The organism is Erwinia sp. 198 (assembly GCF_003937915.1).
Lineage (GTDB): Bacteria > Pseudomonadota > Gammaproteobacteria > Enterobacterales > Enterobacteriaceae > Erwinia > Erwinia aeris.
On the sequence record NZ_RHUM01000002.1, the window covers coordinates 240,484 to 262,835 of the forward strand.

Annotated in this window: 17 protein-coding genes, 1 tRNA gene and 2 pseudogenes; 7 read left to right on the forward strand and 13 right to left on the reverse strand. The window is 54.0% G+C overall.

From position 1 onward, the window contains the following. Positions 1-2: 2 nt before the first annotated feature. From EGK14_RS03590 to EGK14_RS03625, 9 genes and pseudogenes are all read right to left on the reverse strand, one after another. Positions 3-908 (reverse strand): LysR family transcriptional regulator, encoded by a 906-nt coding sequence (locus EGK14_RS03590; RefSeq protein ID WP_125287690.1) that lies wholly within the window; start codon positions 906-908, stop codon positions 3-5. Between the two features lie 346 nt (positions 909-1,254). After that, positions 1,255-1,952 (reverse strand): annotated as a pseudogene (locus EGK14_RS03595) (DDE-type integrase/transposase/recombinase); the annotation flags it as partial. A 105-nt stretch (positions 1,953-2,057) separates the two neighbouring features. Then, positions 2,058-3,704, reverse strand: coding sequence for a methyl-accepting chemotaxis protein (locus EGK14_RS03600; protein WP_125287691.1), 1,647 nt, complete (start codon positions 3,702-3,704; stop codon positions 2,058-2,060). Between the two features lie 438 nt (positions 3,705-4,142). Further along, the gene (locus EGK14_RS21500; RefSeq protein ID WP_255416508.1) at positions 4,143-4,304 is read right to left on the reverse strand and encodes a YnfU family zinc-binding protein; all 162 of its coding nucleotides are present in this window, start codon (positions 4,302-4,304) and stop codon (positions 4,143-4,145) included. A gap of 128 nt (positions 4,305-4,432) precedes the next feature. Beyond that, complete coding sequence (locus EGK14_RS03605) at positions 4,433-4,816, reverse strand: hypothetical protein (RefSeq protein WP_125287692.1); 384 nt, start codon at positions 4,814-4,816, stop codon at positions 4,433-4,435. 203 nt (positions 4,817-5,019) lie between these two features. Further along, a tRNA-OTHER gene (locus EGK14_RS03610) sits at positions 5,020-5,095 on the reverse strand. Between the two features lie 934 nt (positions 5,096-6,029). Next, positions 6,030-6,332: a hypothetical protein gene (locus EGK14_RS03615; RefSeq protein WP_125287693.1), complete on the reverse strand. Its 303-nt coding sequence runs from the start codon at positions 6,330-6,332 to the stop codon at positions 6,030-6,032. Between the two features lie 290 nt (positions 6,333-6,622). Continuing rightward, on the reverse strand, positions 6,623-7,330 hold the full coding sequence (locus EGK14_RS03620) for a DJ-1/PfpI family protein (protein WP_125287694.1): 708 nt from the start codon (positions 7,328-7,330) through the stop codon (positions 6,623-6,625). 367 nt (positions 7,331-7,697) lie between these two features. Then, positions 7,698-7,862 carry a general stress protein gene (locus EGK14_RS03625; RefSeq protein WP_125287695.1) on the reverse strand — a complete coding sequence of 55 codons (165 nt, stop codon included), beginning with the start codon at positions 7,860-7,862 and terminating at the stop codon, positions 7,698-7,700. A gap of 441 nt (positions 7,863-8,303) precedes the next feature. Here EGK14_RS03625 and EGK14_RS21390 point away from each other — a divergent pair. Beyond that, positions 8,304-8,550: pseudogene (locus EGK14_RS21390) on the forward strand (SRPBCC domain-containing protein); the annotation flags it as partial. A gap of 45 nt (positions 8,551-8,595) precedes the next feature. Here the strand turns inward: EGK14_RS21390 and EGK14_RS03630 are convergent. Continuing rightward, positions 8,596-10,143 carry a PTS transporter subunit EIIC gene (locus tag EGK14_RS03630; protein WP_370255988.1) on the reverse strand — a complete coding sequence of 516 codons (1,548 nt, stop codon included), beginning with the start codon at positions 10,141-10,143 and terminating at the stop codon, positions 8,596-8,598. 284 nt (positions 10,144-10,427) lie between these two features. Between EGK14_RS03630 and EGK14_RS03635 the strand changes: the two genes are divergently transcribed. Then, a complete protein-coding gene (locus EGK14_RS03635) occupies positions 10,428-12,734 on the forward strand; it encodes an FdhF/YdeP family oxidoreductase (protein ID WP_125287696.1) in 2,307 nt (768 codons plus the stop codon). A gap of 244 nt (positions 12,735-12,978) precedes the next feature. Then, positions 12,979-14,913, forward strand: coding sequence for an exoribonuclease II (locus EGK14_RS03640; RefSeq protein WP_125287697.1), 1,935 nt, complete (start codon positions 12,979-12,981; stop codon positions 14,911-14,913). Between the two features lie 53 nt (positions 14,914-14,966). Here the strand turns inward: EGK14_RS03640 and EGK14_RS03645 are convergent, their stop codons facing one another. After that, complete coding sequence (locus EGK14_RS03645; protein WP_125287698.1) at positions 14,967-15,269, reverse strand: hypothetical protein; 303 nt, start codon at positions 15,267-15,269, stop codon at positions 14,967-14,969. A gap of 209 nt (positions 15,270-15,478) precedes the next feature. On the opposite strand from EGK14_RS03645, the gene EGK14_RS03650 reads away from it, so the two are divergent. The 3 genes from EGK14_RS03650 to pdeR all read left to right on the forward strand — a co-directional run bounded on the left by EGK14_RS03650 (position 15,479) and on the right by pdeR (position 19,972). After that, a complete protein-coding gene (locus EGK14_RS03650; protein ID WP_125287699.1) occupies positions 15,479-17,545 on the forward strand; it encodes a carbon starvation CstA family protein in 2,067 nt (688 codons plus the stop codon). Then, the gene (locus EGK14_RS03655) at positions 17,538-17,828 is read left to right on the forward strand and encodes a YbdD/YjiX family protein (RefSeq protein ID WP_125287700.1); all 291 of its coding nucleotides are present in this window, start codon (positions 17,538-17,540) and stop codon (positions 17,826-17,828) included. Before EGK14_RS03650 ends, EGK14_RS03655 begins: the two co-directional genes overlap by 8 nt. A gap of 158 nt (positions 17,829-17,986) precedes the next feature. Then, positions 17,987-19,972: a cyclic di-GMP phosphodiesterase gene (gene pdeR / locus EGK14_RS03660; protein WP_125287701.1), complete on the forward strand. Its 1,986-nt coding sequence runs from the start codon at positions 17,987-17,989 to the stop codon at positions 19,970-19,972. Here pdeR and EGK14_RS03665 read toward each other — a convergent pair. Together EGK14_RS03665 and EGK14_RS03670 are read right to left on the reverse strand one after the other, a co-directional pair. Continuing rightward, complete coding sequence (locus EGK14_RS03665) at positions 19,969-20,838, reverse strand: crotonase/enoyl-CoA hydratase family protein (protein WP_125287702.1); 870 nt, start codon at positions 20,836-20,838, stop codon at positions 19,969-19,971. The two genes, pdeR and EGK14_RS03665, sit on opposite strands and share 4 nt — an antisense overlap. Before the next feature lie 197 nt (positions 20,839-21,035). Further along, on the reverse strand, positions 21,036-21,737 hold the full coding sequence (locus EGK14_RS03670; protein ID WP_125287703.1) for an L-ribulose-5-phosphate 4-epimerase: 702 nt from the start codon (positions 21,735-21,737) through the stop codon (positions 21,036-21,038). A gap of 372 nt (positions 21,738-22,109) precedes the next feature. Here EGK14_RS03670 and osmB point away from each other — a divergent pair, with 372 nt between their 5' ends. Further along, entirely contained in the window at positions 22,110-22,328 is a 219-nt protein-coding gene (gene osmB / locus EGK14_RS03675) for an osmotically-inducible lipoprotein OsmB (protein WP_125287704.1), read from the forward strand. Positions 22,329-22,352 lie beyond the last annotated feature (24 nt).

A 22,352-nucleotide genomic window follows, 5' to 3' on the forward strand; every position in this document is an offset into this window, starting at 1 on the left:
CGTCAGGGCTGACGTTCGCTAAGCCAGCGTCGTACCTCGTCAAAAAAGTGCTGGGACAGCGGCGTCGCTCTGCCCGGCTCGGCAATCACCACTGCTGCCTGGCGGCTCATCGGCGCAATGGCCAGCGGGCGAGACTGCAATTCTGGCGTCATGGACGGCAGCAGATGGCCACGAGGCGAAATCAGGCAGCCCAGCCCTACCTGAACGCCCTGCGCCAGTTGAAACACGGAGGTGGTTTCCAGTATCACCCGCAGATGGATATCGGCTTCCCGAAAATGGGTGTCCAGATAGCGGCGGAAATAGCGCGTCTGCTCCGCCAGACACAGCGGGATCTCTTTTAATTCGTCCAGGCTCAGCGGCGCTTCGCCTACCAGCTGCGGAAAATGTTCGGGATGGAAAACCACTTCCACGCCATTATCCGCCAGCGGTTCGGCCTGGAAATGCAGCTCGCGCAGCGTGACCAGCTCAAAAAAGCCAATGCCGACGTCCACCGTATAGCTGTTCAATGCGTCAAGCAGCTGGTCGGCGCTAAGCACCGAGACGCGATAGTTAAGCTGCGGATAACGTTCCTGGATGCCTTTCAGCACCAGCGGCAGCGAGATGCTGCACTGGGGCACCACGCCAATACGTAGCGTGCCCGCGACGCCATGTTTTAACGATTCGACTTCCAGCTTGAGGCCCTGATAGACGGAGACGATTTCCCGTGCCCACGTCAGCACCCTTTCGCCTTCTGGCGTAAAGCCGTCGAAGTTATTGCTACGGTTGATCAGCGATAGCCCCAGCTCGCGCTCCAGGTTTTTCAGACGCATCGACAGCGTCGGCTGGCTGACGAAGCTGGCCTCCGCCGCGCGGCCAAAATGGCGCTCGCGCTCAAGGTTACATAAATAAATTAATTGCTTAATGTCCATTTTTCTTTTTTTCAATGAGTTACACAGTATACTTTGCGTCTGATAAAAAAGTTATGTACTCAATTATGTACTCATTTAAATTGTACTCGGCGGTAGCCCTGTTCGGCATCCGATACTTTATACCCTCTTTTCTCTAAAAGCTGCGTAAGTAGTGCTTCCAATCCGATAATCTCATCGCCCTTCAGCGGCATTACAGCGCCGTTACTATAAATAAGCGAGCGCCCGGGCTGCCGCACGGCCGCCGGTGATACCCCCCGGGCAGACTACCTGTCCTTTCAAAGTCAGAAAGCAAAAAACCTCGCCGGGGCGAGGTTCACAATTTATAAGCGCCGCATGCAAAGGTGACGCTCTCAATAAATCCGTTCTGCGTTGGCTTGCCTGGCTGGATTAAGCGCAACTCAACACCATTTTCAAAAGCCCCTTGCTCCAGCGCACGGCAGGTAAACTCCGGACCCTGATCGGTTCTTATCGTTGCAGGATAGCCACGAAACAGCGCAATGCTGTCCAGAGTGCGTGTCACCTGAACGCCTGCAATCCCGAATGCCGTGGTGATCGTCAGACACTCCTTCGTGAAGTCATCCACGCAGGTCAGACACTCAACCCGGCGGCCGCTGGCAAGAGCATTCATGACAAAATCCATTGACCATGTCAGGTTCGGCGCAGCCGGACGCTGAGCCAAATAACGGCAGATCGACAGGGACAAACCTGTGAGCCTGCAGGCACGACGTTGCGACAGACCGGTCGCATCACACATCAACACCACGGCTTCCCGTTTCTGGTCTGTCGTCAGTACTTTCGGCCCGCGGCCAACTGAAGCGCCTCCTTATCCAGCGTAGCTTCGGCCAGCAGCTTCTTGAGTCGTGCGTTCTCTTCCTCAGGCGACTTCAGCCGCTTAACCTCGGGCACCTCCATGCCGCCATACTTTTTACGCCAGGTATAAAACGTGGCATCGGAAATGGCGTGCTTGCGGCAGAGTTCACGGGCGGATATCCCGGCTTCGTGGAGAATACTGATGATTTGTTCGTCGGAAAAACGCTTCTTCATGGGGATGTCCTCACGTGGCTTATGAAGACATTACTAATATCGGGGTGTGTTAATCAACGGCGAGCAGGTCAATGCCAAAGCCCCCATTACTGGGGGCGAACCACATTAGAAACTTTCCCAATCTCCGGCTGATACAGCAGCCGCCTTCGCGGGCGTACGGCTCACGGATGGCTTAACGAAAGTTTCGGTTTTTTTGTATGTCGGCGTATCTGAAGTTAATTTAAAAGCAGACACCAGTTGGCTGAGCGTCTCCGCCTGATCCTGTAGCGATCTGGACGCGGACGAGGCTTCCTCGACCAGCGCAGCATTTTGTTGCGTCACTTCGTCCATCTGCCCGATAGCCAAATGAACCTGCTCAATACCGCGGCTTTGTTCCGCTGCCGAAGTAGCAATCTCATTGACAATAGTCGCGACCTGGTTGATTGAGCTGGTCACTTTTGCTGAGTTTTCACCCACGCTGGCCGCCTGCTGCGCCCCGCTTTCGACGTGCATAACGGAGGCGTTGATCAGATCTTTAATCTCTTTTGCCGCAGAGGAAGAACGCTGTGCAAGATTACGCACTTCGCTTGCCACCACCGCAAAACCTCTGCCATGCTCGCCGGCTCTTGCCGCCTCAACGGCAGCGTTCAGCGCCAGAATATTGGTCTGGAATGAAATCCCCTCGATCAGCCCCGTTATTTCGGAAATTTTTCCGGAGCTGGTGCGGATATCTTCCATCGTATCCAACATATTCTTCACGGACTGGCCGTTTTCTGCCGACAGCCTATTAGCGCTATCGGCCAGCGTGCTCGCCTCGCTGGCACTGAAAGAGTTGTTTTTTACCGTTTCACTCAGTGCAGCCATACTCGAAGAGGTTTCTTCAAGCGAAGCCGCCTGCTGCTCGGTACGGGAAGACAAATCTTCATTACCCGCAGCAATTTGCGAAGATCCAGAGCTTACGGATAACGATGCGCTATTAACAGCCGTTAACGTCTCTGAAAACTTAGTCAGTAATTTGTTGAATGCAGAAGCGGTTTTTCCTATTTCATCAGCGCGGCTGTCGTCAGCATGCCGGGTAAGGTCTAACGTGTTGCTGACTTCCAGCATTGTCCCTTCTATATTCAGAAGGCTTCTTCTGATATTCAGAATGGTTTTTACAGCAAAAAAACTGAGTAGCACAATCACCAAAAGAACCGCAGTTGACATCATCCAGAGTGTTTTTGAATAGATTTCTTTATTGATTTTTTTTAGTTCATTGCCAATCTGGATATTAAGTTCAATCTGCTTATTCAAATCCGATGCTAATTTTCTGCCTGCGGCACCTATGCCAGATTCACCCTGAAGCAAGGCCAGCGTTACGCTCTCGTTTTGCGCACGGGAAGCGTTAAGAAACGCCGGTAAATCAGCCCGTACGGCGTCTATGTCACGATAGATCTGCTCTGTCATACTACGATCTTCAGCATTGGAGATGTCATTAGCCATATAGTAATCAGTCAGCTTTTTTAATTCATCCAGCGTGTCGTCAATATGGCGTTCAGCGGCAGGCAGCTTTGTATCATCGTTAAGCGCCTGGTGCTTGTATAAGGCAAGGCCCAGGCCGCTGGCAGCGCTAATGGATTTGTTAAGATCCTTAATGCTGGGAATAGCATTATTCTGCACATATTCAAAGCGGGATTGAAAACCCGATATAATTGAAAAAGATACCGCTGCCAGCGTGCATAAAGCCACAGCCAGCAGGGTAAACGTCAGGAACAAACGCTGCGTAATATTCATACCTACCTCAAACCTGATAATTTAATAAGCCCTCAGAAGACGTTTTGTCCCCAGGGTAAGGTTATCGGTATGACGCTGAAAAAAATTAGCTTTTCCATCGCGTTTAAATTTTTTTTCTTGCAGGACTATGTAACCCATTATTACTATTGATTTTATTAGTTAAGTTACATTTGCTCACGTAATGCTGACATGCAAAGAATGCGTATTATGCTACCAGCAATGCTTTTTATCTTTTTGGTTATTCTGTTGCTTTAATCGTTAGCCTGTAAGCCAAAGCTCACTGCATATGTTAATTAATTGAGAGGGTTATGTTTCATGTTTTAAGGATAAACCGACCGGACGTCCCTGTTCCTGACGCCGTAACGGCCCTTCCTGAAGCGGCCAGTATTAATCACGCCGATAAAACCGCCCGGAGGCGGCTTAGCGTTTTAGCATTATTCAACCATGGATAACAAAAAGGGATTTGCAATGTGGGCAGAGCAATGCCTGCTCTCGGGAAATTTTTGCAGCTGAATGCCTGGAGCTTTTTCCGCATACAGGGCATTTGGCGTCAGCGTTTATCCTGGCGATACGGCCCATCATCTGAGCGAAAAAGGACATGGTATTTGGCCTTGTGAGAAGTGAGCCTGATTATACCACTCCTGCGCAAATTTTACCCAACTAACCTGCGTGCCCGCTCTGGATTAGGTCGCCACACTTCAAGGTATAGCTTGCTCTGTAAGCCCCGATCATTTGAGTGTCTCAATGGTTGAACCGTGCGAATTCATCACATATACCTTGTCTCCCGGATAGATGTATTGATATAGCGTTCCGTCCGCTTCTTTGAGGCCGGGCATTTTCACGCTATCCACCTCGCTGATGAGCACAGCTACAGCGTCCCTGACCAGTACGCCATCCCTTTCACTGATCATGATGGCCTCTTGCTGTAAGACTTTGCTTTTCTCTTCGTTTTCATAGATAGCAGGCATCACCTCGGCAAAATCGGGATTGGGATGCTCTTTGGTCAGCGTCAGGACATAGCCGAAGGTTTCCGAACCGCGTCTTGCAATAGTGATATTGTTTACCTCACAGATATGCGTCACACCTCCGATGATACTTTTAACGGTCAGCATAATACTCTCCTTCTTCCGGACGTAAAAAAGCCCCGCGTTGGCGAGGCTTGGGTTGTTTGCGCGCCTTATTCAAATAACGGGCAGACAACGCTCAGAACGTCACCCCTTAGGCTGATACCCATATAATATCTTTTATATCATTAGGTTATGATAAGACGCAGGCGCAAAAAAAGGCCACCCAGGGTGACCTTAAGAACAAGTACTGGACCGCCGTCAGGGATTCGAACCCCAAACCTTCAGCTCCGTGGCTGATGCTCTCTCCAGGTGAGCTAACGGCGGTTTAATCCTGATGCCGGTTACGTTCCGGTAACCTGATGCCGGCTGCGTTCCGCTAAAATCGTTAGCGCGGCCTGCCCACTCGTCTTCCTGAGGAAAAGCATTGTTGATACGTCCTGCGCACAACAGCATGTGCTGGTAGTGTAGTACATCTCAGACAGAAAAAAGGCCCTGCCTGAGCAGAGCCTGAAATTTGGTGCGCCTGTTTATCATCACTGATTAAGGGTCAGTCCTTTGGTCGGGCGGCGCATTGACGACTACCTGATTAAGCATAGTTATGGTTTAGCAAATAGCAAATTAAGGGATGATGGCAAGGCGCTGTGGTTCAGGCGAGATAGCCAGCCACCGCGCCGGTAATAGCGGCTTAAAGTGGCCTGATGGTGGTACTTATGCTGCTAAACGTCTCTCCATACTTTGGTTCGCGCGATAGTACTGGCAGCATTTCAGGACAGGCTTCTCTTAATAAGATTCGTCTCAGAACAAAATTCAACCACCGGGATGTGATTCGGATCACTTTATGATCCACGTATTACTTTAGGGTGGTGAGGCAAAATAGAGTTAACTTCGTTTTTTGCCCGCGGCTCCCTGCGGGCTTTTTTTTATATAAATAACCCTGGATAAAGCTTTGCCTGTCGGCACCAGAACAGGGATGAGTATGATATAGCTGCTATTTTTACCAAAAGCGTGCAGGGCTCTAATCTAATAAGGACTGAGATAAGCGCTAATATTTTCTATCAGAGAGGTTACGCATAAAGCGTGACAGAAAGCAGATAGTTAATTTAAAGCAAAGTCAGATATTATAATAACTGTATTCAGCAGCACGCAGCCTTAACTATCCGCGTTTGATAAGAGGATTTCAGAACACAAGGTTTTAGTGCCACAGTAAAATACAGGAAAAGCATTACTCTAAACGCCGTTATCTTTATTCCTACTGCTGCTAAGCCTTTAAAATTGATACCGGTACCGATATCCAGCTGCCTATTGAAGCGTGAACCACGGCGCGATAAACCGCCTCCGGTAAGGTTTTCCCCACGGAAGGCGCTCTTTCGTCCAGATAAGCGATAAACATCTGCTTATGGCCGCCGCTGCTCAGAAATATATTCAGATTGTTTATCAGATATCCGGCCTTGTCCCACGTCGTGGCAGCCCCTTTCGGCCAGGCGCCGCCGATAGCTTTAAGCACGGCCCATTCCAGGGCTTTGCCTTCCAGTTCGTCGGTTTGAACGGTTTCAGTCTGCATTATATTCCCCGTAAGCCTGCCTGCCTGGCAGAAAAGCGTTAGCTGTTAAATTGCTGCCAGTTATTCCATACTTCGTTAAAGAATGCACCCTGATAATGCTTTTGTCGCTTATATTCAGAATCAGACCAGGTCTGCATTGGCATCTTTTAATATTAACAACCCTCGGGCGAAACGGATTATTCTTATTTGTAGGTGCTCCCGGTCCGGTATTTATAAATTGGTGCCTGATGTTAGTTTACGTGCCAGTACGATGCTTTTATGTGACAACGTCACGCCAACGCCTCTTCCGGTTACTTCCCGCAGGCAGGATTGTTAAGCCGTAACGCCGCTTTTTGCGTTGCCTTCAGCCTTTTAGCAACGAATGCTGCCGTCTGGGCGCTGGCTCTTTCGACCTGCTCTGCTGAAGCCACGCGAGGGGAACCGCAGTTAAACGGTGGCGCGGGGTCGTATTCCATATGCAGCTGGATAGCCTGAGCAGTTTCATCGTCATAAAGCGCGGCCACCACGCCAAGCGCAAAATCGATGCCGGAAGTCACGCCTGCGCCAGTAATAAGGTTACCGTCCCGCACTACGCGTTCGCTCACCGGCTCGGCGCCCAGTAACGCCAGCTGCAACAGCGATCCCCAGTGGCAGGTCGCTTTGCGTCCCTGTAATAGCCCGGCGGCGCCCAGTACCAGCGAGCCGGTACAAACAGAGGTAAGCAGATTAACCTCTGCGCTTTTGCGGCGAATAAACGCCAGCGTGTCGCAGTCTTCCATCAGGGCAATCTGCCCTGGCCCACCGGGCACGCAAAGCACATCCAGCTTTGGGCAAGCCTCAAAGGTTGTGGAAGGCAGGATTGCCATGCCGCGATCGGAAACGACCGGCTCCCTTGTCTTCCAGATGAGATGCACCTGCGCGCCAGGCGCACGGGAAAAAACTTCAAAAGGGCCGGTGAGATCGAGCTGGGTTAGATCGGGATAAAGCAAAAGGCCAATTGCCAGGGTTTGGGCAGACATGGTTTTCTCCTGAAAAAATGAAGGCCGCATATTCTCATACAAATGGCGAACGTAAAAAGCTGTCTTATACGCCATACGCCCTTTCTCGTTATCTGAATTCTCTCTAAAAAGATATAAACGAAGCGGCGACAAGGTGGCTATGAAGGTATAAAACAGGGTAAAAGAGACAGAAAAATTTACGCTTCTGAGGGAGCTGAACAAAATAATAGCGAGGCATAAAAAAACCCGCTAACCCTGAAACAGAGGGATGCGGGTTTTAGCCGGTTACGAAACAGCCCTGCACTACTTTCTTCGGCCTGCTTACAGCCGGATAAAGGTTTTAGCCGATTTAATCAACCGGGTGATACCTGTAGCTGTCCCGTGTTACTTAGCTGCGGTGACTGTTCTGCCCACCTTTTTTACCGGCTTCGGAGGCCTTTTCGCGGTCATTTCTGAAATTACCGCTGCTGCTCTGGCCGCCTTTTTTACCTGCTTCTGAAGCTTTTTCACGATCCTCGGCGAAGTTGCCGGAGTTTCCACGATGCTGAGTCATAATATCTTCCTCTTCGTGTATTCAATTTCTCACCGGATAATATAGCTCGGCTACTACTTTTTTACCGAAAGCCGGTGAACGTCGTGCATAAGTAACTATAGCAACCTCTCGTCAGGCTGCAAGTGAAAACCTTATTTGACGCCAGAACGCCCGTCTACTTTTATATTTCACAGTTTCGCTAAAGACCTTTATGAAAAAAACAAATAAAATCAGCAAAATATATCACTGCGACGAATGTGATATAACTTTTCAGAATTATTTATAATATTTCCAAATAAAAACCAGTAAGAGCCTGCCTTTATTTCTGCCGTAAAATACACCTGCCACAATTGCAAGACGACAGAAGCGGTATCCATTCCTGTCTGATTACGGCTGGTCGCTGAACAGAGCGGTAAATAATGCTCGCAGCCAGCGGTGTCACACGTCACGATGCGTGTGGTCGTGCCACCTCAGAATTTTGCTAAAGCCAGGGATGGGCATGGCTGGTCCGGCGAAGGCGAAACGCGGCTGGATGTGTATCATGCCTGGCTGCTGGAAGATTTGGCTGGCGGGCGCGTATCCTGACCCAGGAAACCCGGGATGGGAACCCGGCTAAAGCGCTGGCGAAAAAACGCCAAACCCGATGATTAACGGCCATCAGGCACCGCTGGATGGCCTGGTCGCCGCCGCCCTCGCCCGGCAAGCCTGACCAGGCGAACGTTCTGTAAACGCAGCCTGCCAGGGACGGCAGCCGTCAGGCGACGCCCAGGGCAGCTTTCACTTCGCTGGCGATTTTTTCAACCTGCGGCCCGTAAATGACCTGGATATCGTGGTCGCTGACGCGATTGATGCCGTTGGCGCCCGTGGTCATCAGTGTTTGATCGACGACCTCTTTCATCTCTTTCACCCGCACCCGCAGTCGGGTAAAGCAGCAATCGACGTCCTCTATATTGCCTTCGCCACCCAGCCCGCTAATGATGACGCGAATACGCTGGTCGGCCGCGACCGTTTTGCTTTCCGGCTCCGTTTCTTCCGCTTCCCTGCCCGGCGTTTCTACCCGCATACGCAGGATAACAAAGCGAAAACCGTAGTAGTAAACCGGCACGTAGATGGCGCCAAGCGCCAGCGTCCACCACCATTGGGTTTTGCTGCCGCCAAGAATACCAAACACCACGAGATCGATAGCGCCGCCCTGAATGTTGCCGATCATCAGGTGCAGCATCGACATCAGCATAAAAGACAGGCCGCTAAGGAGCGCGTGCAGCAGATAAAGGACAGGCGAAACAAAGATAAAGCAGAATTCCAGCGGCTCGGTGATGCCGGTCGTAAACGAAGTAAGCGCGCCCGCCAGCATCAGCGCTTTGACCCGCTGCTTGTGCTCCGGCCTCGCGCAGTGATAGATCGCCAGCGCGGCCGCCGGCAGGCCAAACATCATCACCGGGATTTTTCCCTGAGCCAGGAACTGCGTGGCGTTTCTGATAATGTCATCCGGCACCGAGCCGGGATGGGTCAGCGCGGTATTGAAGATATTCAGCGCGCCCACGATGGTCTGATTATCCACGGTAGCGACGCCGCCGATAGGCGTGAAGCGCACCGTTTCGTTAAGGATATGATGCAGGCCGGTAGGGATAAGCAGGCGTTCGCTGGTGCCATACAGGAAAGCCCCATACTGCCCGCTTTTGCCGATCAGCTCGCCGACCCAGGCGATACCGGCACCGATAGTGGGCCAGATTGCCGCCAGCAGTACGCCCACCAGCGGCAGCACCAGCACGGTCACGATCGGCACAAAACGTCGTCCGCCGAAGAAGCTGATAGCGGTAGGCAGCTGCGTGGTATAGAAGCGGTTATGAATGGTCGCGGTCAGCAAACCGGCGATAACGCCGCCCAATACGCTCATGTTATAGGTAAAGATACCCAGCATCGGGATGTACTCCGCCGAGGTCATCATGGCGGCCGTTTGCTCCATGCCTTTCGCCTGCAGCGCCTCCGGCGTGGTCGTAGCCGCCGTCAATCCCTGCGCGGCAAGCGTAGCGCTGACGCCGACATGCATGGCGATAAAGCCGATAACGGCAGCAAAGGCGGCGGTTGGCTTTTCCGCTTTCGCCAGGCCAATCGCGCTGGCAACGGCAAAAAAGAGCGGCAGATTGGCAAACAGCGCGCCCGCCACCTTGCGGATAAAGCCAATAATCAGCTGCGGAACGTGCAGGCTGGCAAACGCATCGCCGGTTATCGCCGGGTTTTGCAGCGCGGCCGCCACGCCCAGAAAGATACCGGCGGCGGCGATAACGGAGATCGGCATCATCAGCGCTTTGCCGAAAGCATGAATTTTACTGGCAAATTCTTTCACAGGCCCCTCGTCTTTCCGGCTGAAAGCCTGAGTATGATCCAGCGCAAGACCGGCCGCGGAGAAATGCATATGCTTCCGTATGATTCTTTGATATGTCTCACGCTTTAGCGATAAACCCCACCTATCGCATGATTAAAGCAATCAATTAGACAATTTTGTTAAGAAGTCACAGACTGTGCCGATAAAAGAAGTAATAACTTCTTAACAAGACAAAAACATGTAACCACCTGCGAAGCACTATGAAATTTAAAACTGCAATAAAACCCTACCAGGCGGCGGCGGGCGGCTGGGGATCACTGGAAGCGACAACCCGTTTCGTTTTTGACAGCAAACAAGTTCTGAAAAATATGCGCAACCTGATGCGCATGAACAAAGCCAAAGGCTTTGACTGTCCCGGCTGCGCCTGGGGCGACGATAACAAAAGCACCTTCAGCTTTTGCGAAAACGGCGCCAAGGCCGTGACCTGGGAAGCGACGCGCCGCTTTATCGACGCCAGCTTTTTCGCTCAGCACAGCGTGTCCGCCCTCTATAAGCAGAGCGACTACTTCCTGGAATATCAGGGTCGCCTGACCGAGCCGCTACGCTACAATCGTGAAACCGACCATTACGAGCCCATCAGCTGGGACGACGCGTTTGCCCTGATCGCCCGCCATATCAAGGCGATGGACAATCCTGACCAGATGGAGCTTTACACCTCTGGCCGCGCCAGCAACGAAGCCTCCTGGCTTTATCAGCTGTTTGGCCGTATGAACGGCAGCAACAACTTCCCGGACTGCTCGAATATGTGCCACGAGGCCAGCGGCACCGGCCTGAAGCGCAGCATCGGCGTGGGCAAAGGCACCATTCGCCTGGATGATTTCGATCACGCGGACGCCATTTTTGTTTTCGGCCAGAACCCTGGTACCAACCACCCACGTATGCTGCACAGCCTGCGTCATGCCGCCGATCACGGTGCGAAAATCGTGACCTTCAACACGCTGCGCGAACGCGGCCTTGAGCGCTTTGCGGATCCGCAGAAACCGCTGGAAGTGGTAACCAGTAAAGCGGGCACCATCAGCTCTACCTATTATCAGCCCAACCTCGGCGGTGATATGGCAGCGGTGCGTGGCATGGTGAAAGCGCTGGCGGAAACGCATTATGCCCGGCTGGCGGCTGGCGAACCTGGCCTGTTTGATGAAGTCTTTATCAATGCCAAAACTGAAGGGATGGAAGCTTACCTGGCTGCCGTCGAGGCGACGACATGGTCGCATATCGTTCAGCAGTCCGGCCTGACCGAACAGCAGATCCGCGAAGCGGCCGCTATCTACCAGAGCGCCGAGCGCGTGATCTGTACCTGGGCGATGGGCATCACGCAGCACAAGCATTCTGTGGATACGGTGCGGGAGATCGTTAACCTGCAGCTGCTGTTTGGCCAGCTGGGCAAAAAAGGCGCAGGCCTTTGCCCGGTGCGCGGCCACAGCAACGTACAGGGCAACCGCACCATGGGCATTGACGAGAAGCCTTCTCAGGCCTTCCTCGACAGCCTGGGAAAACACTTTGGCTTTGAGCCACCGCGCGAAATCGGTCACAACACGGTTGAAGCGCTGGAAGCGATGCTGCGTGACGAAATCAAAGTGCTGATCGCGCTGGGCGGCAACCTGGCTGCCGCCGCGCCGGACAGCCCGCGCACCGAAGAGGCACTGCGTCGCTGCGGCCTGACCGTGCAGATCAGCACCAAGCTGAACCGCAGCCACCTGTGTCCTGGCGCCGTTGACGCGCTGATCCTGCCGACGCTGGGGCGTACCGAGCAGGATATCCAGGCGACCGGCCCGCAGTTTATCACCGTGGAAGACTCCTTCAGCATGGTTCACGCTTCGGAAGGCGTAGGCAAGCCTATTGCCGACACGCAGCGTTCCGAAACGGCCATCGTTGCCGGTATCGCGCACGCCGTGCTGGGTTCGGAAAAAGTAGACTGGCTGGGCCTGGCGGCCGATTACAATCTGATCCGCGACCATATCGCCGCGACCATTCCGGGCTTTACGGATTTCAACGCTAAGTGCGATATCAAGGGCGGTTTCTATCTGGGTAATGCCGCGGCGGAGTTCCGTTTCAATACGCTGAACAATAAAGCACAGTTCAGCGCCGCCGGCCTGCCGGCGTCGCTGTTCCCGCAGCTGGATGTGGAAGTGCCGTTTACGCTGCAAACGCTACGTTCGCATGACCAGTACAACACCACGATTTACGGCCTTGATGACCGCTACCGTGGCGTGTATGGCCAGCGCGAAGTGCTGTTTATCCATCCGGAAGATATGGCGCGCCTGGGCTTTGCGGCGGGCGACAAGGTGGATATCGAAACGCTGTGGAACGACGGGATCGTGCGTAAAGTATCCGAGTTCAAGCTGGTGCCTTACAACATTCCAAAAGGCAACCTGGCGGCCTACTATCCGGAAACCAACCCGCTGGTGCCGCTCTCCAGCTTTGGCGACGGCAGCGGTACGCCAACTTCTAAATCGGTGCCGGTGAAAATCACCCTCTCCGAAGAGAAACCAGGCCTGCGTATCGCCTGAGCCGCAGTGCGCTAACACCAAGCCGGGATTTTCCCGGCTTTTTTACTTCCTACGGCTGGCGACAGGCATTGGCGATCGGGAAATCCTTCCGCCCTTTTCGCTGCCGCCAGTCCGCCCCAAAAAAGCGCGACAATTCAGCGCACACCCTCGCAAAGCCCGCGATTTTCCGGGCTTTTTACTTGCCGCGGGGCGGTTAATCGCGTAAAACTGTCTGCCGCTCTTAGGCCACGAAAACGTTGAGATTATGTTCCAGGATAACCCGCTGCTCGCGCAGCTCAAAGAGAAACTCCACTCCCAGACGCCGCGTGTTGAAGGGGTGGTAAAAGGCACCGAAAAAGGCTTCGGCTTTCTGGAAGTTGATGCCCAGAAAAGCTATTTTATTCCGCCGCCGTTCATGAAAAAAGTGATGCACGGTGACCGCATTGTTGCCGTGCTGCAAACCGATAAGGATCGTGAAGTCGCCGATCCGGAAAAACTCGTTGAGCCTTTCCTGACGCGTTTTGTCGGCCGCGTGCAGAAGAAAGACGATCGTCTTTCTATCGTGCCCGATCATCCGCTGCTCAAAGACGCTATTCAGTGCCGCCCCGACCGCAACCTGAATCACGAGTTTCAGGCTGGCGACTGGGCCGTGGCCGAGATGAAGCGCCATCCGCTGAAAGGCGATCGCACTTTCTATGCCGAGCTGACCGCTTTTATCACCACCGCTGACGATCATCTGGCACCGTGGTGGGTGACGCTTTCCCGTCACAATCTGGAGCGCGAAGCGCCGGAAGCCGCGGCTGGCGAGATGCTCGACGAACAGCTTGAGCGCGAAGATCTGACCGCGCTGGATTTTGTTACCATCGACAGCGCCAGCACGGAAGATATGGACGATGCGCTGTACGTAGAAGAATTACCGGAAGGGCAGCTGCGCCTGACTATTGCTATCGCCGATCCGACCGCTTACGTGGCGGCAAACAGCGAGCTGGATGCTATTGCCGCCGAGCGCGCGTTCACCAACTACCTGCCGGGCTTTAACATTCCGATGCTGCCGCGCCAGCTTTCCGATGACGTCTGCTCGCTGCGCCCCAACGAGCGTCGCCCGGTGCTTGCCTGCCGCGTAACGGTAGCGGCCGACGGCACGCTGGGCGAAGATATTCACTTCTTCGCGGCCTGGATTGAATCCAAAGCCAGGCTGGTATACGACCAGGTCTCCGACTGGCTGGAAAACAGCGGCGACTGGCAGCCGGAAAGCGACGCGATCGCTAGCCAGATCCGCCTGCTGCACAAGCTGTGCCTTGCGCGCGGCGAGTGGCGTAAAACCCACGCGCTGGTGTTTAAAGATCGCCCTGACTTCCGCTTCCTGCTGGGCGAAAAAGGCGAAGTGCTGGATATCGTTGCCGAACACCGCCGCATCGCCAACCGCATTGTGGAAGAAGCGATGATCACCGCCAACATCTGCGCCGCCACCGTGCTGCGCGAGAAGCTGGGCTTTGGTATCTACAATATTCACCACGGTTTTGACCTGGTGAACGCCGAGCAGGCCGCCAGCGTGCTGGAAAACCACGGCGTGAAGGTCGATCCGCAGGCTATCGCCACGCTGGAGGGTTTCCGCGTGCTGCGTCGCGAACTGGACGCGCAGCCGACCCAGTTCCTGGACAGCCGCATTCGTCGTTTCCAGTCGTTCGCCGAAATCGGCACCGAGCCTGGCCCGCACTTCGGTCTGGGACTGGAAGCCTATGCAACCTGGACGTCACCTATTCGTAAGTACGGCGATATGATCAACCATCGCCTGCTGAAAGCGATGATTAAAGGCGAAGCGGCTTCCCGACCGCAGGATGAGATCACCGTGAAGATGAGCGAGCGCCGCCGCCTGAACCGTATGGCAGAGCGTGACGTGGGCGACTGGCTCTACTCTCGTTTCCTGCAGAAAGCGGCGGGCACCGACGAGCGCTTTGCGGCAGAGATAATCGACGTGTCTCGCGGCGGTATGCGCGTACGCCTGACCGCCAACGGCGCCGTGGCTTTTATCCCTGCGCCGTTTATTCACGCGGTACGTGATGAGATGGTATGCAGCCAGGAAAGCGGCACGGTGCAGATCAAAGGCGAAGTGGTTTATCGCGTGACCGATCTGATCGAAGTGACCATCGCAGAAGTGCGCATGGAAACCCGCAGCATCGTGGCTCGTCCGGCGGCCTGATGCTTTAACAGGCGGGACGCCCTGTCCCGCCTGTGCTGTTTTCCCGTCCGGTTTCAGTGTTTAATCTCTACCTGCGACCACCCACGATGATACATACAATCTTTCACCAGAATGTTACGGTTGCTTTGGTTGGCATCGGTGGTTGAGTAGCTGGTATCCGTTGTTTGATGCTTTTTATCTTTCGAGGTATAACGGGCGCTGACCATATTATCCGGCGGCAAGGTTTTTAGGGCCTGGGCTTTACATGCCGTTTCCGCCACGTTTTCATCCTGAGCTGACGCCCCTTCCTTTACCCAGCGGTACTCCACACATCCCGTTAAGAATAATGCTAATATCACGGTTATGACGCTTTTCATGCTTACTTAACTTACCCCTGTGTTTAATATTTTTTCTATAATAGAACCCAAAAAGTAAATAAACGGTATATCAGAAAGCGATGAGCAAACACCGTTCGCCATGCTAAAAAAACCTCCCGCCTCACACTTCTTATTCCCCCTGCTTTCGCTAACAAAATATCAACATTACTTTAGCGTTATCTCGCTGGGAGATAACAAGGAGTATTGTGATGATCAAGGTAAAATCGGCTATTGTCTGGGGCGGCGTGGCGATAGTCGGCGCGATCGCCTTCGCTATGCTGGCGCTCAGCCGCGGTGAACAGGTTAACGCGCTCTGGCTGGTGGTGGCCGCCGTGGCCTGCTACAGCATCGCATGGCGGTTCTACAGCCGCTTTATCGCCAAAAACGTGTTTGAACTGGACGACCGTCGGCTCACTCCCGCCGAAAGGCTCAACGACGGGCTGGACTACGTGCCCACCAATAAATGGGTACTGTTTGGCCACCATTTTGCCGCTATCGCCGGCGCCGGCCCGCTGGTCGGCCCGATTCTGGCGGCGCAAATGGGCTTTTTGCCCGGCACGCTGTGGATCCTGATCGGCGTGATGCTTGCCGGTGCGGTACAGGATTTCCTGATCCTGTTTATCTCCACCCGCCGCGACGGCCGCTCGCTGGGCGAAATGGCGAAACAGGAGCTGGGCGCGTTCGCGGGCGTTGTAACCATGCTGGGCGCGCTGGGCGTGATGATCATTATTCTTTCCGCGCTGGCGCTGGTGGTGGTTAAAGCGCTGGCCAACAGCCCCTGGGGACTGTTTACTATCGCGGCCACCATCCCTATCGCCCTGTTTATGGGGATTTATATGCGCTTTCTGCGGCCGGGTAAAATCGCAGAAGTGTCGCTGATTGGTTTTGTACTGATGATGGCGGCGATTATCTACGGCGGCACCATCGCGCAGCACGAGTTTTGGGGGCCGTTTTTTACCCTGAAGGGCACCACGCTGACCTGGGTACTGGTGATTTACGGTTTTGTCGCCTCCGTGCTGCCGGTATGGCTGCTGCTGGCGCCGCGCGACTACCTTTCCACCTTCCTGAAAATCGGGGTGATCGTCGGTCTGGCTATCGGCATTTTGTTTGCCATGCCGGAGATGAAAATGCCCGCCGTGACGCGTTTTATTGACGGCAGCGGCCCGGTTTTCGCCGGCAGCCTGTTTCCTTTCCTGTTTATCACTATCGCCTGCGGTGCTATCTCTGGCTTTCACGCGCTGGTCTCCAGCGGCACCACGCCCAAGCTGATTGAGCGTGAGAGCCATATCCGTATGATTGGCTACGGCGCGATGCTGATGGAGTCGTTTGTCGCGATTATGGCGCTGATTTGCGCTTCAGTCATTGAGCCTGGCGTCTACTTCGCCATGAACTCGCCTGCTGCGCTAATCGGCACTACGGTAGAATCCGCCTCGCAGGCTATTAACGGCTGGGGCTTTGTGGTGACGCCGGAAATGCTGAGCGGCATCGCCAGAGATGTTGGCGAAGGCACTATCCTCTCTCGTGCCGGCGGTGCGCCTACTTTTGCCGTAGGCATGGCGCATATCATTACTGAAGTGTTTAACAGCCGCGCCATGATGGCGTTCTGGTATCACTTTGCCATTCTGTTTGAGGCGCTGTTTATTCTGACCGCCGTGGATGCGGGCACCCGCGCCTGCCGGTTTATGGTGCAGGATCTGGTGGGCACCGTGGTGCCGTCGCTGGCGAACAACCGTTCCTGGCTGGGCAATATGGCGGGCACCACCGTGGCGGTAGCGGGCTGGGGGTTCTTTGTCTATCAGGGCGTGGTCGATCCGCTTGGCGGCATTAACACGCTGTGGCCGCTGTTCGGCATCGGCAACCAGATGCTGGCCTCAATGGCGCTGATCCTCGGCACCGTTGTCCTGTTTAAGATGAAAAAACAGCGTTACGCCTGGGTAACCATCCTGCCGACGGCATGGCTTTTTATCACCTCAATGTATGCAGGCTGGCAGAAGATTTTCCACGAGAAACCAGCCATTGGCTTTCTTGCTCAGGCCAGAAAGTTCTCTAAAGGCATTGAGGAGGGCGTAATTATCGCACCAGCCAAAACTGTAGTGGATATGCAGACTATCGTTTTCAGCAATCAGATCAACGCCGCGCTCTGCGCCTTTTTTATGCTGGTTGCCGTTACCATGCTTATTGCGGCTTTTTTCGTCATTCGCCGCGCATTAAACAGTCAAACTCCAACGGTGCACGAAGCCGATATTTCCCTGCGAAGCGAGGCACGCCATGGCTAGAGCTATTTTTTCCCGGCCCGTAAGAAACCGGCTGCAGGTGATCCGCTGTCGACCTTTAGCCACAACGGTATTAAAAGGATCACTAACGTTACGGTTGTTAATGTCGCGGCTGGCGCAGTGTTTTCGCCTGATGGTTGGCGTTCAGGACTATCAAACCTACCTGCGGCATATGCAGCAGCATCATCCCGCTAATAAAGCTATGACGGAAAAAGAGTTTCACCGCTACTGTCTGGAAGCCCGCTTTCCTTCCGTGGCGGGAAAAGTCGGAAAATGTCCCTGCTGATCCCGGCCCCGATCGTGCGATCGGGGCTTTTTTCGCCATAGTTAATTTCCGACATAAAAAATATCTTAAACATTGCGCTTGTGATTATCCTGTTTGCCGAATACTGTTGCTAAAATAATAAGATACAGCCTGTATTGCATCCTCCAGGGAGAAATCTGATGACCGATGAGCAAGGGCAATCACTACTTTATACCTGGTTTGGTACTAACAGCCCTCATTGGCGTTTAAAGTCCGACAGCGATGCGCTTTTATTTGCAGAGGATGAATCGGCCGATACGCACGTCGTTATCCCCTTAACGCCTACGCAGGCAAGCCTGCTGCGCGCGATGACCGTGATCACCTCCAGCGTGAACCTGACGGTGTCGCTGTATGGCGAACCGCTTTCCATGCATCTGGTTGGCCGCCGCGTTAACCAGACTGAATGGGCGGGCAGCGCTTCCGCCTGGGGCGATACCGCAAGCGTGGCGCGCGATCTGGCGCTGGGCCTTTCGTTCGCCGAACAGGTGGTGTCGGAGGCCAACTCGGTGATCGTCATCCTTGACCAGCGCGGCAATATTCAGCGCTTTAACCGCAAAAGCGAAGAGTATACCGGGCTGAAAGAACAGGAAGTTATCGGCCGCAACGTCTTTCAGCTGTTTATGACTCGCCAGGAGGCCGCCTCGTCACGCCGCAACATCAGCGGTTTTTTCCGCGACGGCAACTCTTACGAAGTGGAAAGATGGGTGAAAACCCGTCAGGGACAACGTTTATTTCTTTTCCGAAACAAGTTTGTCCACAGCGGCAGCGGAAAAAATGAAATCTTCCTGATCTGCTCCGGCACCGATATTACCGAAGAGCGTCGGGCGCAGGAGCGCCTGCGGGTACTGGCGAACACCGACGGCATTACCGGCCTGCCTAATCGTAATGCGATCAATAACGCTATCACGGAAGCGCTGGCGGAAGAGGTGCAGCAGCAGATCGGTATCGTCTATCTCGACCTGGATAATTTTAAGAAGGTGAACGACGCCTACGGCCATATGTTCGGCGACCAGCTGTTAAAAGCGGTGTCGCTGGCTATTTTAAGCTGCCTGGCAAAAAACCAGACGCTGGCGCGCCTGGGCGGCGACGAATTCCTGGTGCTGGCGGTCGGCGCGACGCAGCAAGAGCTGGAAGCGATGGCTACGCGCATTCTTGACAGGCTCAAACAGCCCTTCCGCATCGGGCTGATTGAAGTTTATTCCGGCTGCTCTATCGGCATCGCGCTGAGTCCGCAGCATGGCGAGGATCGCGAGAGCCTGATCCGCAACGCGGATACGGCTATGTATACGGCAAAAGAGAACGGGCGCGGCAAGTCCTGCATTTTTGCAGCTGAAATGAATCAGCGCGTATTTGAATACCTCTGGCTGGATACCAATCTTCGCAAGGCTCTGGAGCAGGATCAGCTGATTATTCATTATCAGCCCAAGCTGGATCGGGCCGGTGAAGTGCACAGCGTAGAGGCGCTGGTGCGCTGGGTGTCGCCGGAACGCGGGCTGGTTTCGCCGGCGGACTTTATCTCCTATGCCGAAGAGTCGGGGCTAATCGTGCCGCTGGGCCGCTGGGTTATGCTGACCGCGCTTGAACAGATCCTCACCTGGCGCAAAAAAGGCATTAATCTGCGCGTGGCCGTTAACGTCTCGCCGCGCCAGCTGCTTGATGAAAGCATCTATATCGATCTGAAGCGTGCGCTGGGCAAGGCGAACCTGGCGAGCTGCCCGCTGGATATTGAGCTGACCGAAAGCTGCCTGATTGAAAACGAGCAGCAGGCGTTGACGCTGATGAATCAATTCCAGGCGCTGGGAGCAGAAGTGCATCTGGACGATTTCGGGACCGGTTACTCTTCCCTTTCGCAGCTGGCGCGCGTGCCGATTAACGCCATCAAGCTGGATCAGAGCTTTATTCGCGGCGTTAACAGTCAGCCGGTATCACAATCGCTGGTGCGAGCGATTGTCGCGGTCGCTAAGGCGTTAAATTTGCAGGTTATCGCGGAAGGCATCGAAACGACAGAGGAAGAGACATTTATAATGGCGAGCGGTGTGGACGCTCGCCAGGGATTTTTATACGCCAGGCCTATGCCCGCAGACGCGCTGGAGCAATGGCTGGCGAAACGTTACGCCGGTGCTTAACCCGCCTTACGCATAACCTGCGCGCTGTGGCGGTTTTGCAGCTGTACCAGCCTTTCCATATAGGCTATATCCTTGGGTTCGATAGAGAAGGCAAATTCCACCCAATCTTCGGTGATATCCATCAGCTCTGCCCGCGTCAGCTGCAATACTCGCTGACGCGCCCTTAACATCGCTCTGACGCCGTTGAGTTTCGGTTTCATCGTGTCGATAAAGGTGCGGGTAGTCTGGTAGCCTTCGCCCGGCTGGAACAGGCGATCAACCAACCCTCGCGTTTCAAACCATTCCGCTGAATGCGACTCTCCTTCGCAGATCAGCTCTTCCGCCAGCTTCATGCCCGAACGCCGGGCCACCAGCGAATAGCCGCCCATGCCCGGAAACAGGTTGAACGCAATTTCCGGGAAGCCCATGCGCGCCGTGTCCTGCGCCAGGATAAAGTGGTGCGCCAGCGCGGCCTCAAAGCCGCCGCCCAGCGCGCTGCCCTCGATCATGGCGATGGTCACCGCACCGGTATCAAATCCGCGCGCCGCCGCGTGAATGCAGTCCACGCAGGCGCGCGCGTAGGCCCGCAGCGCTTCTCGACGCCCGTTTTTAATGCATTCAACAAAAAATCCAAGGTCGCCTCCCGCGTTAAACATCGTCGGCACCAGCGAGCCGGTTACCCAAAAGTCGATGGGCAAACCGGAACGCTGCGCGGCATAGCTGAGGTTCATTATCTCTTCGATAAGCTCATGGTTAAAGCTGGGGCGCGGCTGCGCGCGTAGCATCATCCATAACGTGCGTCGTCCTTCTTCGTAGTAGGCGGAAAGCTGAGTGGTTTGTCCAGCTTCGCTAAACAGCCGGCAGGTGGTCTGATTAATTACGGTCATATTCTCATCCTCTGTTTATGGGTGCGCTTAAGCGCGCTCCAAGCGTAATGCAGAGTACGAGACGGCTGTACTTTCGTTTGATTTTAAAGGTAAATTATTTTTACCCCGCTGGCCTGAAAGCCAGCGAGGCGTTAATAACAGACAGTTTTTTCGACAATAACCGATGGAGGGAAATAACGTTATGTTTTCTGATTAATTTATTTTATCTGACCATACCAGGCATTGCTGCCGTGCTTGCGTAAATAATGGCAGTCCAGCAGCGGCTGCTGAATGGCGGGCAGCGAAGGCGTTAACAGCTGGCTGTAAATACCCATATAGGCGACTTCTTCCAGCACTACCGCCGAATGTACGGCTTTTTCCGGCGTTTTTCCCCAGCAAAACGGGCCGTGGGAATTGACCAGAACGGCCGGCACCGCCAGCGGATCCAGATCTTTTTCACGGAAAGTTTCGACGATCACCTGCCCCGTTTCCCACTCATAGCGGGAGCCGATTTCTTCCGGCGTCATCTGGCGACTACAGGGGATAGCACCGTAAAAATCATCGGCGTGGGTGGTGCCCCAGGCGGGGATCTCTCTGCCCGCCTGCGCCCAAATGGTGGCGTGGCGGGAATGCGTATGGACAATGCTGCCTACCTCAGGCCAGGCCAGATAGAGTGCGCGATGCGTGTCGGTATCGGAAGAAGGCCGCATACTGCCTTCGCGCACCTCGCCGCTGTGCAGATCGACCACGACCATATCTTCGCGCTTCATCGCCTCATAGCTGACCCCGGAAGGTTTAATCACTATCAGGCCCTGCTCACGATCGACCGCGCTTACGTTACCCCAGGTGAACACCACCAGACCGTGGCGAGGCAGCGCCAGATTAGCTTCCAGCACCTGTTGTTTCAGTTCTTCCAGCATTTGGTTTCTCCCGCTTTTTTCTACATTGTCCTCGCTGGCCTGCCATCAGGGTATGGAGGCAATCGCTGGATGCGTGGCAGAAATTAGCTGGGTGACGCTAAAAACCGTGGGAAATTAAGATTTTTTACCTGTAAAGACGATCGTCTATGCTTAGAATACGTGCCAGCAATACCTTTACAGAAATAAGTCTGAAACTTAACAAATGTGTAAGTGTTGCTTCACGAGTAAGGTAAGAACAACGTGATATATGATGGCAATGTTTTATTTACGTGAGATAAATCGCTAAGAAACGGGGGTGTCCGGGCCAAAAGGCAAGGTAAACCTCTATACTTATAGCGTTATTCCTGCAGCAGCAATGATGGAGAAGTGACTATGTCAGTAACAATTAAACGTATTACCGCTGGCCTGCTGGCCGCCACTCTGGTGCTTTCCTTAAGCGGATGCTCAAACTGGTCGAAACGCGATCGCAATACCGCTATCGGCGCGGGCGCGGGCGCTATCGGCGGGTCTATTCTTTCTAACGGTAGCGGTCTGGGCACCGTTGGCGGTGCCGCTGTAGGCGGGATCATCGGTCATCAGATCAGCCGCTAACGGCTGGCCGTTAAGTAAAAAAAG